Source organism: Allobosea sp. P4_H5, from assembly GCF_056400825.1.
This window is the reverse complement of record NZ_JBFUKM010000003.1, coordinates 123,681-136,643: the sequence shown is the minus strand read 5'-3', so window position 1 is coordinate 136,643 and position 12,963 is coordinate 123,681. Positions and strand designations below refer to the sequence as shown.

Annotated in this window: 16 protein-coding genes; 6 read left to right on the top strand and 10 right to left on the bottom strand. The window is 66.1% G+C overall.

The window, feature by feature from the left end; genetic code table 11:
- Positions 1-4 precede the first annotated feature (4 nt).
- From AC1DS0_RS07170 to AC1DS0_RS07160, 3 genes are read left to right on the top strand one after another with little or no spacing between them, the layout of a single operon-like run.
- Positions 5-928, top strand: a complete 924-nt coding sequence (locus AC1DS0_RS07170; RefSeq protein ID WP_476813685.1) for a branched-chain amino acid ABC transporter permease — start codon at positions 5-7, stop codon at positions 926-928.
- Complete coding sequence (locus tag AC1DS0_RS07165) at positions 925-1,671, top strand: ABC transporter ATP-binding protein (protein WP_476813684.1); 747 nt, start codon at positions 925-927, stop codon at positions 1,669-1,671. The genes AC1DS0_RS07170 and AC1DS0_RS07165 overlap by 4 nt, the downstream gene beginning before the upstream one ends.
- Positions 1,671-2,321, top strand: a complete 651-nt coding sequence (locus AC1DS0_RS07160; RefSeq protein ID WP_476813683.1) for an ATP-binding cassette domain-containing protein — start codon at positions 1,671-1,673, stop codon at positions 2,319-2,321. Before AC1DS0_RS07165 ends, AC1DS0_RS07160 begins: the two co-directional genes overlap by 1 nt.
- A 109-nt stretch (positions 2,322-2,430) precedes the next feature.
- Here the strand turns inward: AC1DS0_RS07160 and AC1DS0_RS07155 are convergent, their stop codons facing one another.
- The 9 genes from AC1DS0_RS07155 to soxY form a co-directional block, all read right to left on the bottom strand.
- On the bottom strand, positions 2,431-2,817 hold the full coding sequence (locus AC1DS0_RS07155; RefSeq protein WP_476813682.1) for a c-type cytochrome: 387 nt from the start codon (positions 2,815-2,817) through the stop codon (positions 2,431-2,433).
- 65 nt (positions 2,818-2,882) lie between these two features.
- Positions 2,883-4,157, bottom strand: coding sequence for an FCSD flavin-binding domain-containing protein (locus tag AC1DS0_RS07150; RefSeq protein WP_476813681.1), 1,275 nt, complete (start codon positions 4,155-4,157; stop codon positions 2,883-2,885).
- A 47-nt stretch (positions 4,158-4,204) separates the two neighbouring features.
- Positions 4,205-4,732, bottom strand: coding sequence for a DsrE family protein (locus tag AC1DS0_RS07145; RefSeq protein ID WP_476813680.1), 528 nt, complete (start codon positions 4,730-4,732; stop codon positions 4,205-4,207).
- 35 nt (positions 4,733-4,767) lie between these two features.
- Positions 4,768-5,085, bottom strand: coding sequence for a c-type cytochrome (locus tag AC1DS0_RS07140; RefSeq protein ID WP_476813679.1), 318 nt, complete (start codon positions 5,083-5,085; stop codon positions 4,768-4,770).
- Complete coding sequence (locus tag AC1DS0_RS07135; RefSeq protein WP_476813678.1) at positions 5,085-5,822, bottom strand: c-type cytochrome; 738 nt, start codon at positions 5,820-5,822, stop codon at positions 5,085-5,087. The genes AC1DS0_RS07140 and AC1DS0_RS07135 overlap by 1 nt, the downstream gene beginning before the upstream one ends.
- Positions 5,806-7,080 (bottom strand): sulfite dehydrogenase, encoded by a 1,275-nt coding sequence (gene soxC / locus AC1DS0_RS07130; RefSeq protein WP_476813677.1) that lies wholly within the window; start codon positions 7,078-7,080, stop codon positions 5,806-5,808. Before soxC ends, AC1DS0_RS07135 begins: the two co-directional genes overlap by 17 nt.
- Before the next feature lie 43 nt (positions 7,081-7,123).
- Positions 7,124-8,821 carry a thiosulfohydrolase SoxB gene (soxB, locus tag AC1DS0_RS07125; protein WP_476813676.1) on the bottom strand — a complete coding sequence of 566 codons (1,698 nt, stop codon included), beginning with the start codon at positions 8,819-8,821 and terminating at the stop codon, positions 7,124-7,126.
- A gap of 89 nt (positions 8,822-8,910) precedes the next feature.
- Positions 8,911-9,240, bottom strand: a complete 330-nt coding sequence (gene soxZ / locus AC1DS0_RS07120) for a thiosulfate oxidation carrier complex protein SoxZ (protein ID WP_091837539.1) — start codon at positions 9,238-9,240, stop codon at positions 8,911-8,913.
- A 43-nt stretch (positions 9,241-9,283) separates the two neighbouring features.
- The gene (soxY, locus tag AC1DS0_RS07115) at positions 9,284-9,748 is read right to left on the bottom strand and encodes a thiosulfate oxidation carrier protein SoxY (protein ID WP_476813675.1); all 465 of its coding nucleotides are present in this window, start codon (positions 9,746-9,748) and stop codon (positions 9,284-9,286) included.
- A 273-nt stretch (positions 9,749-10,021) separates the two neighbouring features.
- Between soxY and soxA the strand changes: the two genes are divergently transcribed.
- The 3 genes from soxA to AC1DS0_RS07100 are packed head-to-tail and all read left to right on the top strand — an operon-like array spanning position 10,022 to position 12,342.
- The gene (soxA, locus tag AC1DS0_RS07110) at positions 10,022-10,813 is read left to right on the top strand and encodes a sulfur oxidation c-type cytochrome SoxA (RefSeq protein ID WP_476814018.1); all 792 of its coding nucleotides are present in this window, start codon (positions 10,022-10,024) and stop codon (positions 10,811-10,813) included.
- 11 nt (positions 10,814-10,824) lie between these two features.
- Positions 10,825-11,433 carry a sulfur oxidation c-type cytochrome SoxX gene (soxX, locus tag AC1DS0_RS07105; protein WP_476813674.1) on the top strand — a complete coding sequence of 203 codons (609 nt, stop codon included), beginning with the start codon at positions 10,825-10,827 and terminating at the stop codon, positions 11,431-11,433.
- 18 nt (positions 11,434-11,451) lie between these two features.
- Positions 11,452-12,342 (top strand): MBL fold metallo-hydrolase, encoded by an 891-nt coding sequence (locus AC1DS0_RS07100; protein WP_476813673.1) that lies wholly within the window; start codon positions 11,452-11,454, stop codon positions 12,340-12,342.
- Here AC1DS0_RS07100 and AC1DS0_RS07095 read toward each other — a convergent pair whose 3' ends face one another.
- Positions 12,343-12,948: a rhodanese-like domain-containing protein gene (locus AC1DS0_RS07095; protein WP_476813672.1), complete on the bottom strand. Its 606-nt coding sequence runs from the start codon at positions 12,946-12,948 to the stop codon at positions 12,343-12,345.
- Positions 12,949-12,963: the final 15 nt, after the last annotated feature.

Below are 12,963 nucleotides of genomic sequence, written 5' to 3'. Positions count from 1 at the left end.
CGCCATGCGCGCCGCTCTCTTCCTCATCGCGCTTGCCGCACTGGCGCTCGCACCGATCGCCGCGCCCTGGCTGCAATTCGTGCTGACGCTCGCCGTCGCCAAAGGCTTCGCCGCGCTCGGCGTCGCCGTGCTGCTGCGCGGCGGGCTGATCTCGATCGGGCACGCCATGTTCTACGCCGTCAGCGCCTATGCCATCGCCTTCCTGGCGCGGGCGGGCCTGAACGAGTTCGTCGTGCTGCTCCTGCTCGGCACGCTCGCCTCGGCGCTGGCCGGCCTCCTCATCGGCGCCTTCCTGGTGCGCTACCGCGCGATCTTCTTCGCCATGCTCAACCTTGCCATGTCGATGGTGCTCTACGCGCTGCTCTCCAAGCTCTATGGCATCACCGGCGGCACGGACGGCCTCCGGCTGGCGGTGCCGCGCTTCTTCGGCCTGGCGCTCGACAAGGCGAGCTTCGACACCGCGCTCTATTATGCCGGCCTCGTGCTGATGGTGGGCGTCGGCTACGGCGTGCAGCGCTATCTCGCGAGCCCGCTCGGCCATGCACTGGCTGCCGTTCACACCAACGAGCTCAGGCTCGAATATCTCGGCGTTCCCGTCCGTGTCGTGCTGCTGATTGCCTATACCATCTCGGCCGCGCTCGCCGGCATCGGCGGGGCGATCGCAGCGATGGCGATCGGCCATATCCTGCCCGAATTCGCCTTCTGGACGGCGTCCGGCCATCTCGTCCTGGTCGCGGTGCTTGGCGGCATCGGCGGCGTCGCCGGTCCCTTCATCGGCTCGCTCTTCCTCGAAGTGCTGCACACGCTCGCGGTCGGCGTCACCGATGCCTGGAACCTGATCATCGGCGTCGCGCTGATCGGCGTCATCTTCTTCCTGCCGAGCGGGCTCTACGGCCTGCTCCGGCGCCGCAGGGGAGAGCCGGCATGACGACGCCCCTCCTCCAGGCCAAGGACCTGCGCATCTCCTTCTACGGGGTGCAGGCCGCCGACGGCGTCAATCTCGAGATCCGCGAGGGCGAGTTCCTCGCCATCATCGGCCCGAACGGCTCCGGCAAGACGACCTTCCTCAACCTCTGCACCGGCTATCTCAGGCCGAGCTCGGGCGAGGTCTATCTCGACGGCAAGCCGATCACCGCCATGGCTCCGCGCACTATTGCGAGACGCGGCATCGCACGCGCCTTCCAGATCCCGCAGCTCTTCCTCGACCAGAGCGTGGTCGAGAACCTGATGATCGCGGTCGCGGCCAAGCGCGGCATCTGGGTGCCGTTCAAAGCGCTCGGCGCCGATGGCCGCCGCCGCGAGGCGGAGGAATTGCTGGCCCTTGTCGGACTCGACGGCGAGGCCGAACAGCTCGCCGGCGCGTTGCCGGAGGGGCGGCGCAAGCTCCTCGACATCGCGCTTGCGCTGGCACTGAAGCCGCGCCTCGTCCTGCTCGACGAGCCGACCAGCGGCGTCAGCACGATCGAGCGCTTCACTTTGATGGAGACGCTGATGAAAACGCTGCGCCGCGCCAAGGTCACGGCACTGTTCGTCGAGCACGACATGGATGTGGTTCAGCGCTACGCCGACCGCGTCGTCGTCTGGGATTCCGGCTCGGTGATGGCGGAAGGGCCGCCCTCCGAGGTCTTCAAGGATGAGCGCGTGCTGCGCAATGTCGTGGGGGTGGCGTGATGCTGCGCATGGAAGGCGTGACCGTCGCGATCGCTGGCGTGCAGGTGCTGCGGTCGGTGTCGCTGGGGCTGACCTCCGGCAAGACCACAATCCTGATCGGCCGCAACGGCGCCGGCAAGACGACGACGCTGCGGGCGATCATGGGGCTTTTGCCGGTCGAGGCCGGCGCAGTCCATCTCGACGGGCAGGAAATCGGCGCGACGCCGGCCTATCAGCGCGCCGCGCAGGGCATCGGCTATGCGCCGGAGGACCGCCGGCTCGTGCCGGAGTTCACCGTCGAGGACAACATCCTGCTGCCGGCGCTGGCGCTCGCCTTGCCGGCGGCGGAGCGAGCACGGCGGCTCGACGAGGTCTATGCGCTGCTGCCGCAGCTCCACACCATGCGCAAGCGCCCGGGCGGCGGCGTCTCCGGCGGCCAGGGCAAGATGGTGGCGCTCGGGCGGGCCCTGATGGTCGCCCGCACCGCGCTGCTGCTGGACGAGCCCTTCCAGGGCCTCGCCCCGGCGCTGGCGCTCGACTATGCGCGCACGCTCGGCGAACTCCGGCGCGGCCGCCCGGACCTTGCCATCCTCATCACGGAATCGACGCCGGCCCTGCTCGACGCGATCGCCGACGAGACGCTGCAGATCGAGCGCGGGGCGATCAACTAGAGCATCTTCGAGCGAAGTGGCCACCGGTTCGCGTGAAGAAAATACGACAAAACAAGAGACTATAGCAATTCTGCGATTCGAAGAAACGCAGAATTGCTATAAAGCCGACTCACATCTTCTTGCCGTCCTTTCCGAACTGCTTGAGGAAGGCGGTGAGGTCGGCGATTTCCTTGTCGTTCTTGATGCCGGCGAAGATCATCTTGGTGCCGGGGATCTTGGCCTTCGGGTCTTTGATGTATTCGGCGAAGACCGCCTCGTCCCAGGTGATGTTGGCACCCTTGTTGGCGGTCGAATAGCTGTAGCCCTCGACCTCGCCGGTATGGCGCCCGAACAGCCCGTTGAGATGAGGGCCGACCAGGTTCTTGGCGCCTTCGCCGGTCTGGTGGCAGGCCCGGCACTTGTTCCACGAACGCTCGCCGGCCGAGACGTCCTGCGCCCGGGCGCTGGTCGTGAGGAAGGCGGCGGCGAAGGCAGCGGCGACGACAGGCAGTTTCATACGGGAGACCTTGATCTGTGGAGGGTTGGCACCGCCACGCGAAGCGGCAGCGCGGTGAGCTGGGATCAGCTGAACATGTCGGCGGTGATCGCCGCGTACCAGGAGATGTTCTCGGCCTGGTTCTCCTTGCGCAGTTCGGCGCTTTCGCGCGGCTGCGAGACGAAGGTCTCAGCTGCCGCGATCTTGCCGTCCTTGGGCTCGTAGCGACCGCCGACCTTGATGGTGTCGTCGGTCTCGATCAGCGACCAGCAGGTGTTGATGTAACGCGCCGGGAAGGTGCGGCCGCCCGCGAGCTCGCCGCGGATCACCATCGCCGCGACCTTGGCCTGGCTGTTGGCCGAGAAGGCGGATTTCGGCATGTCGCCGCCGATGCAGGCGTCGCCGAGCACGAAGATGTTGGGATCGACGGCCGACTTCATCGAGGCGGGGTCGATCGTGCAATAGCCGCCGGCCGGCGCTAAGCCCGCCGAGCGGGCGATCTCGCCGGCCATCTGCGCCGGGACGACGTTGACGAAGGCGCAGTCCTTATAGGTCTCGAAGCCGGTGACGACGGTGTTGGTCTTGGGATCGACCGATTTGATGCCGTCATGCACCTTCGGCCCGAGCCATTCGATCATCGCGCCATAGTGCTTCTCCCAGCCTTCCTGGAAGACGCCCTGCTTCGAGAAGCTGTCCTTGGGGTCGAGGATGAAGATCTTGCAATCGCGCTTGCCGCTGGCCTTGAGGACATGGGCGAACATCGAGGCGCGCTCATAGGGGCCGGGCGGGCAGCGATAGGGGTTGGGCGGGGCGATCATCACGATCGTGCCGCCATTTGGCACCGCGTCGAGCTTCTGCCTGATCAATTGCGTCTGCCGGCCGGGCTTCCAGCCATGCGGCATGGCCTCCTCGACCTCCTTCGACCAGCCCGGGACGGAATCGTATTTCAGGTCGATGCCGGGCGAGACGACGAGGCGATCATAGGGCAGGCGGTCGCCGGTCGAGAGCACGACCTCCTTCTTGTCGCGGTCGATCTGGGTGGCGCGGGCGCGGGCCAGCGTGATGCCATGGTTCTTCGCCAGCGCGTCGTAGCGATGGCTGATATCATCGTAGCTCTTGAAGCCGCCGATGAAGAGGTTGGAGTGGAAGCAGGTCTGGTAGACCTCATTCTCCTCGATCAGCGTCACCGCGATGGCACCGTTCGAGTCCTTGGCGATGTACCTCGCTGCGGTCGCGCCGCCGGCTCCGCCGCCGATCACCACGACGCGCGGCTTCGCCTGGCCGAGCACGGCGGGCGAGGCGATGGCGAAGCTGCCTGCAGCAGCAAGGCCGGTCAGGAATGTGCGGCGATTGGTCGACATGGTTCCCTCTCCCCTTCCAATGATTGGCGGCGAGCCTCTTGAGGGCCCTATCCGACCTTCAAATAAGCGAAGCCCTTGGCCTGCATCGCCGCGACGGCGGCGACGCCCGAGGGCACGAAGCCGACGAATTCGGCCTTGCGCGCCTTGCTCTTGTCGATCTTGAGGCGGGAGAAGGTGATCTCGCAGAGATGAACCTTCAGCCCGATCTTGGCGACATCCTCGACCCGCTCGAAGATCTTCGAGACCGTGGCGGCTTCCTCGCTCCAGCTCGTGCCGTCGAGGTTCTCCAGGAAGAACTTCACGCCGGCGCCATGCGCGACGATGGCGAGCTGCAGCGCGAACGGGTCGGCGCCATAGGCGGAATAGTGGTTGGCGATGTTCTGCAGCATCTGGATGAAGCGCTGGGGATCGCCGAAATCGCAATGATAGAGGCAGGCGACGTCGGCCTCCTTCTTGAGGTCGGCGAGCGCCGTCTGCCTGGGCGCTGCGAGCACCGGCGTAGCAGCGGCGACAACCCCGCTGGCCGCCGCCAGCATCAACGCCCGGCGCGAGGCCTGCTGCGTTTCCTCCGACATCATGTCCTCCTCCGCTGCCCAGGCCATATGCCCGGCTAAGGATTGGGCTTCAGGCTCTCGTAATAGGCCGCCAGCGCCGCGATCTCCTCGCTGGAGAGCTTGGCGGCGACCGCCTGCATCACCTGATTGTCACGCTGACGCTGCCGATAGGCGTTCATCAGCGCAACGAACTGCTCGGCCGGATGGCCGACTATGGCCGGAATGCCGCCGACCTGCTTGCCGCTGCTCTGATGGCAGCTTGTGCATTCCGACGAGAGATATTCCCCCAGCGCCCGGTCGCCGGCGGCGTTCGCCGATGCGCAGGCCAGCATCAGCCCGAGCACCGCGAGACGGACGGCGCCGGCTCCTCGCATCAGTCGACCTTCGGGGCCGTTTTGGAATCCGGGGTGACGTCGAGGATCACCGCCCGTCCGGTGATCTTCGCCTCCGGCTTGCAGTTGGTCATGCAGGGTTCCTTGCCCCAGAAGGCCTTCTCCGTGGTCTCGCGGTCGTCATCGTAGAAGGCGGCCGCGTTCGGCAGCTTCACACTGGTAAAGTTCTTATCGGACAGTTCGAAGTCCTCGTCCTTCACGATGTCGTTCAGATAGAGCAGATAGGCCGTGACCGCGTAGAGCTCGTCCGGCGACAGCGACTGGGCGTTGCCATAGGGCATGGCGCGGCGGACATAGTCGAACACGGTCGAGAGATCGGGCCAGAACGAGCCGATCGTCTTCTCCGGCCGGTCGGATTTCAGCGAGCCCATGCCGCCGGCCAGCACCGGCCAGCGGTTGTTGCCCTGGCCGAATTCGCCATGGCAGCTAGCGCACTGCGCCTGGAAGATCTCGTCGCCCTGCTTGACCGTGCCCTTGCCGGGCGGCAGGCCCTTGCCGTCTGGCCGCACCGCGATGTCCCAGGCCTTGATCTCCTCCGGCAGCGCCTCGCGGCCGAGGCCGAGCTTGGCAGCCGGGGCGGAAACCGGGGCAGCCTTGGCCGGTGGATGCGTCTGGGCCTGCTTCGCCGCCGGCTTGGTCTGCGCGATCAACGGCGCGGCGGCCAGAACGGCGATCGCCGCGAGGCCTGCGAGCAGGACGGGATTAACCGATCTCGACATTTTCGGTCTCCCCGTTCGCCTTCACATGCCAGGTCTGGATGCCGTTATTGTGGTAGATCGAGTTGGTGCCGCGGATCTTGCGCAGCTCCTCCTTGGTCGGCTGGAGATAGCCGGTCGAATCCATGGCGCGCGACTGGATCAGGAGGTCCTGCCCGTTCCAGTCGAAATCGACATAGAAGCGGGTCAGCGACTTATCGAGCACCGGCCCGTCGATCCTCGCGTGCTGCCAGTTCTTGCCGCCGTCGAGTGTGACGTCGACACGTTTGATCGTGCCGCGTCCCGACCAGGCCAGGCCGGAAAGGACGTTGCGGCCCTTCTGCTTGAGCGGCGCCTGCGGGGACGGGTTGGTCACCACCGACTTGGCATCCATGAAGAAGGTGAAGCGGCGCGAGCGGCCATCGGCCAGGAGATCGGTGTATTTCGAGGTCTCCTCGCGCGCCTGCCAGGGCTGGTCGCCGACCTCGATGCGCCTGAGCCACTTGACCCAGAGGTTGCCTTCCCAGCCGGGGATCACGGCGCGCAAGGGATAGCCCTGCTCGGGGCGCAGCGCCTCGCCGTTCATGGCGAAGGCGATCAGCACGTCGTCGAGCGCCTTCTCGATCGGCAGCGAGCGGTTCATCCCGGAGGAATCGGCGCCTTCGAGCAGCAGCCATTTGGCGTTGGCCTTCACGCCCGCTTCGGCCAGCAGCACCTTCAGCGGCACGCCGGTGTACATGACGTTGTGGACCATGCCGTGGGTGAACTGGCAGCCATTGAGCTGCGCGCCACGCCACTCCATGCCGGAATTGGCAGCGCATTCGAGGAAGTGGATGCGGTTCTGCCGCGGCATCCGCTTGATGTCTTCCATGGTGAAGACCAGCGGCTTGTCGACGAGGCCGTGGATCATCAGGCGGTGATTGGCCGGGTCGATGTCGGCGATGCCGCCATGATGGCGCTCGAAGCAGAGGCCGGACGGGGTGATGATCCCATCGAGCTCGTGCAGCGGCGTGAAGTTGACCGAGGATTCAGGGGACGCCGTCAGCCAGGATACGTCGCGGCGGATCACGTTCTTCTCGAAGCGCGACGGCGTGCCATAGGGCCGCTTGTCGACGCCCTCGCCGAGATAGCGGCTCCAGTCCTGGACCTCGGTGATCAGCGGGTCGGGCTTGGCCGCTTCGGCGCGGGCGGAACCTGCGCCGGCAAGGCCGGCTCCGGCAACCGCGGCCCCGCCGAGGAAGCGGCGGCGGCTGAGCGCATCGGGTTTTGCGGGAGAGGTCATGCCTCGTCTCCTTGTCCTGTGACGAGCGTGATGGCGGAGGCGCTCATGCCCCGCTCACCTTCACGGCGTCGTTCGGCTTGATGGTGATGGTCTTGGTCGCGGCGACGTGGTCGCGCACCACATCCCAGATCGGGGGCCCCTGCGTGCCCTCGTTGACGCTGGCCCAGCCGGCGACGACGTATTTGCGGGAGGCATCGATCGGCTGGCCGGATTTGAGATGGGTGAGGCCGGAGATGCGGCTGCCCATCGGCTTGCCGACATCGATGGCGTAGCCCATGCCGCCGAGACGGACCATGTCGCCACCACCCTGGAAATAGGGGTCGGGGTGGAAGATGTTGTCGGCGACGTCCTCGAGGATCTCCTTGAGCTGCGCGCCGGTCATCTCCATCCGGTAGCAGTTCGGATAGGTGATCGCGGTCGCGTTGCTGATCGCCTCCCAGGTGATCGCCTCGCCGGGCAGGAGCGAGCCGCCCCAGCGGAAGCCGGGCGAGAGCGCGATCTCGGCGTCGCGCTGCGAGAGCATCGCGTCGCAGATCAGGTCGTCGAAGCTGCCGTTGAAATTGCCGCGCCGATAGAGCAGCGACTCCGTGCGACCGATCTCCTTGGCGAGCTCGGCGGCATAGGGCGCGCGCAGCTTGGTGACGAGCGCTGCCATCTCCGGATCGGGCGCGATCGCATCGGCGAAGACCGGCATCAGCTTGAAGCGGATATCGGCGACCTTGCCGTTCTTCACCGCAATGTCGAGGCGCGAGACGAACTTGCCATGCGAGCCGGAGGCGACGAGCGCGGTCTCGCCGACGCGGATCAGCCCGGGCATTGCGTCATGGGTATGGGCGGTCAGGATGACGTCGATGCCCTTGACCCGGCTCGCGAGCTTGCGGTCGACGTCGAAACCATCATGCGAGAGCAGCACGACGATCGCAGCGCCCTCGGCTCGGGCTTCCTCGACCTGCTTCTGCAGCTCGTCCTCGCGGATGCCGAATTCCCACTCCGGGAACATCCAGCGCGGATTGGCGACCGCCGTGCGTGGCAGGGCCTGGCCGATCACCGCGACCTTGACGCCGCCCTTCTCGAACACTTTTCGCGGCGGGAAGACCGGCTCGTTCCATTCCTTGTCGCGGATGTTCTGGGCGAGGAAGGCAAAGGGTGCGGCCTCGACGATCTCCTTGACCCGCTCAGCGCCGAGCGTGAACTCCCAATGCGAGGTCATCGCGTCGAGCTTCAGCGCCGACATCACGTCGACCATGTCCTGGCCCTTGGTCTGGAGCGCGCTCCAGCTGCCCTGCCAGGTGTCGCCGCCGTCGAGCAGCAGCACCTTGTCGTCGCCGCGCTCGGCCCGCACTGCCTTGACCAGGGTCGCAATCCGGTCGAGCCCACCCATCCGGCCATAGTTGCGGGCGAGCGAGACGAAGTCGTCCGAAGTCAGCGCGAAGGCATCGGCCGAGCCGGCGGCGATCCTGAAATGCTCGCGGAAGGCGGCGTCGGTCAGGTGCGGCGGCAGGCCCTTGACCTCACCGACGCCGAGATTGACCGCCGGCTCGCGGAACTGCAGTGGCATCAGCTGGGCGTGGATATCGGCCACATGCAGGATGGTGACCTGCCCCTGCGGCTCGAAGCGAAGGATATCGGCCTGCGACAGCTTCTGCTGGGCGGCGGCGCGCCCGAGCGGGCCGAGGCCGGAACCGGCAGTCAGAGCCGCGGCGACCGCCGTCGCCTGCAGGAAGTCTCGTCTCGAGATCATGACTCATCCTTTGGATGCGCGCACATCGCGATCCAGGGGATCCAAAGCGGAGGCGCCGCCGAAACCGGCGGCGATGTGATCCTAAGGGCTCAGCCGACCGTCAGCTTGTTCTTCGACGTGTATTCCGAGCCGTCGTCATCCTTCCAGGTGAAGGTGAACTCACCGGATTCCGTCGCCTTGAAGAAGAAGGATTGGTAGGGATTGGCCGAGATCGCCGAGAACCAATCGGCGGAGAAGACCGGCTTGCCGTTGAAGCTCGCGGAGAACTTGTTGATGATCTTGCGCGGGATGGTCTCGCCTTTGGCGTCCTTGCGCTGGCCGGATTCCATCTCGTGCGAGATCAGCGTCTTGATCTCGATGATCTCGCCGGCGGTGGCCTTGGCCGGAACGCGCACGCGGGGCGTGGGCTTGGTCGTCATGGGTGTTTCCTCGCCTTGTTCTGGTCGATGACGATGAGCAGCTTCAGCCGCCGCAGCCGCCGATCGTGACCTTGATGTTGGCCTTGGCCGTGTGCAGCGTGCCGTTCGACATCTCGGCGACGCAGATGATGTCCTGCGTCTGTGCGAGCCGCATGCGCGTCGCGGCCGAGGCCTTTCCGCAGGCCGGGGTGAACTGGTAGCTGACGACGCCCGGCAGCGGGTTGCCCTCGGCGAAGACGTGCACGGCCTTGACATAGTCGGCCTCCGTCATCGGGCTCTCGACCTCGACATTGATCGGAACGACCAGACCGTTCTCGGCGATCTCGGGTACGTCGAGCTTGATCTTGCCCGAGGTCATCGGCTTGTCGCCGTAGAGTTTCTTGATCTCGGCGGCGACGGCCTTCTCGTCGGCGAAGGCGAGCTTCGGCGCGATCGCGGCGGCGGCAAGAGCCCAGGCGGCGGCCTTCACCGCATCACGGCGCGACAGCGTCGGCAGGTGGGTCAGCATACGAGGGCTCCTCCTTCACATTCGTCTTGTTTTAACTCTTGACGGCGCCGTGGCGGGTCGCCAATCATTTGCACGTATCGTGATATTGTTTTTTGTGAATGTAAAGCCCCCGAGAGGGTCGGCGACGAGATCGCAGGATAAGCGGTCCCGATCAAAAGATGGAGACCGTTTTGCCGATCAGCTTGCGTGGCAAGCGATCGGGACGGGCTCCGGGAAACGAAAGGGCGAGGGATGAAGCTTCCGATCCTCGGAGCGGCTGCGTTGGCGGCCGTGATGATCATGGCCGCCGGGCCGCTGACCGCGCAGTCACCGCCGCAGGACGACAGCGAGAAGGAGATCGAGCGCTATCGCCAGATGCTCTCGGATCCGTTCTCGAACCCGGGCTTCCTCGCGGTCGATCGCGGCGAGGGGCTGTGGGCGGAGAAACGCGGCACCAGGAACGTCTCGCTGGAAGGCTGCGATCTTGGCGAAGGGGCGGGCAAGTTAGAGGGCGCCTTTGCCAAGCTGCCGCGCTACTTCGCCGACGCCGACAAGGTGATGGACACCGAGCAGCGCCTGCTCTGGTGCATGGACAAGCTGCAGGGGCTCGACACCAAGGATGTCGTTCTGCGCCGCTTCTCCGGCCCGGCACGGGCGTCCGACATGGAGGACCTCGTTGCCTTCATCGCCAACAAGTCGAGCGAGATGAGGATCGAGCCGCAGCTCTCCCATCCCAAGGAGAAGGAGATGGCGGCGGTCGGCGAAGCGCTGTTCTACACGCGCGGCGGCGTCAATGATTTCTCCTGCGCCACCTGCCATGCCGAGGAAGGCAAGCGCATCCGCTTGCAGGGCCTGCCCAACCTCTCGGTCAAGGGCAAGACCGCGCAGGAGACGATGGGCTCATGGCCGACCTATCGCGTCTCGCAGAGCGCGCTCAGGACCATGCAGCATCGCCTCTGGGACTGCTACCGCCAGCAGCGCTGGCCGGTGCCGGAATACGGTTCGGAAGCCCTGACCGCGCTCACCGTCTTCCTGCAGAAGCAGGCTGAAGGCGGCGAGATCAAAGTTCCGTCGATCAAGCGCTGAGGGGAAACGTGATGATCAGGACATTCATTCCCTTGGCGGCCCTGCTGGCTGTCGCGGGTTCGGCCACCGCCCAGGAGCGCCCGGCCCAGGCCGTGATCGACGCCTATCTGAAGTCGACCTTCGGCAAAGCCTCGGCCGAATGGCAGGCCAGGATCAAGCCGGACGACTCGCTTTCGGTCTGCAACACCACCCGCAACAACCCGTCCTCGGCCGACTCCGAGGCGATGCTGAAGCGCGAGAGCGCCCGCGTGGTCTATCCCGCCGACGGAAAATTCCTCGGCGACTGGAAGAAGGGCTATCAGGTCGCCAATAACGGCCGCGGCGGCCAGTTCTCCGACCCGCCCGGCACCGTCGCCGGCGGCAACTGCTTCGCCTGCCACCAGCTCGACCCGAAGGAGGTCAGCTACGGCACGCTGGGCCCGAGCCTCGCCGCCTATGGCAAGGACCGCAAATACGATCCCGAGACGATCAAGGACGCCTACACCAAGATCTACAATTCGATGGCGGTGGTGCCCTGCTCGAACATGCCGCGCTTCGGCGTCAACAAGGTGCTGGATGAACAGCAGATCAAGGACGTGATGGCCTATCTCTTCGATCCGGAATCGCCGGTGAACAAGTAGGCCCTGCCGGAGCAGACCATGCTGACGCGTCGCCTGTTCGTCACCGCCGGCGCCTGCGCCCTGGCTTCACCGGCCCTGGCGCAGGTCGCTGCGACGCTCGGCTCCAGCGAGGAGACGCTAACCGTCCTCAGCGACGGCAGCTTCGAATTGCCTTTGTCGATGCTGGCACGTGACGTGCCCCAGGCCGAGCTCGCCGCCGAGGCGAAGCAGAGCGGGCCGACGCGCTCGGTCCTCAACATCACCTGCCTGAAGCGCGGCAAGGACGTCATCCTGTTCGATTGCGGCTCGGGCGCGAACTTCCTGGCTGGCTCCGGCAAGCTCGCCGAGAGCCTGAAGACGGCGGGAATCGAGCCCGATGCGGTAACGCAAGTGCTGTTCACCCATCTCCATCCCGATCATTTCTGGGGCGCGCTCGACGAGTTCGACAGCCCGCTCTTTCCCAATGCGCGCTGGCTGGTGGCCGCGCCCGAGATCGGGTTCTGGAGCGATCCCAAGGTCTATGAGCGCCTGCCCGAGGATCGCCACGCCTTTGCGGCCGGCGCGCAGCGCATCGCCAAGGAGTTGGGCGACAAGCTCGAACGGGTCGAGCCCGGCCGCGAATGGCTGCCGGGGATCGAGGCGGTGGCGACGCCCGGCCACACGCCCGGCCATGTCTCGTTCGCGTTCAACGCAGCCGGCGGGCCGGTCATGGTGCTGGGCGATGCGCTGACGCACCCGCTGATCTCGTTCGCGCGACCGGACTGGCGCCCGGCTTCCGATCATGACGCCGATCTCGCCGTCGCGACGCGACGCAAGCTGCTCGACCGGCTCAGCCAGGACAAGGGGCAGATCATCGGCTACCACCTGCCCGGCGCGGTCGGGCGCGTCGAGCGGCAGGGCGCGGCCTACCGCTTCGTCGCGACGTCCTGATCACCCCCGCAGGTAGAACTTCGCCTTGTCGGGCTTGAAGGTCCAGGGCAGCCCGGCATTGCGCCAGCCGTTGACGCTGCGCCGGCCTTCGGATGAGAGATCGCCCTCGAAGCCCTCATACTGATTGTAGACCTGGGTGAAGCCGGCTTCGGCCAGCTTCTCGACCGCGCGCGCCGAGCGATCGCCCGAGCGGCACATCACGATGACCCGGTCGGTCTTGGCGAGACCCTTCGCCGTCAGCAGCCGGCCGACATCCTGCGAGAAGGTCGCATTCGCTTCGAGCTTGTAGCGGCCTTCCTTGTCGTCCCAATCCCAGAACTCGGTGATATCGACGAAGGGCACATTGCCGTCGATCGCCGGAGCCCAGCCGGTGAACATCATCTCGGCGCGGGTGCGGACATCGACGAACAGGGTTTTCGCGCCTTCGCGCGCCATCACGTCCGCTGCGTCCCGCGGAGTCATGTAAAGGCCGAGCGAGGTCTGCTTGGCCTTGGCGATGCCGGCATGCGGGCCGGTTCCCGATGCGGCCGGCTGCGCCTCGGCGTGAAGGGCGGTGCCGGCGATGGCCGCTCCGGCTGCGAGCGTCAGGACGTCCCTGCGGTTCATCATGCTGTCCTCATC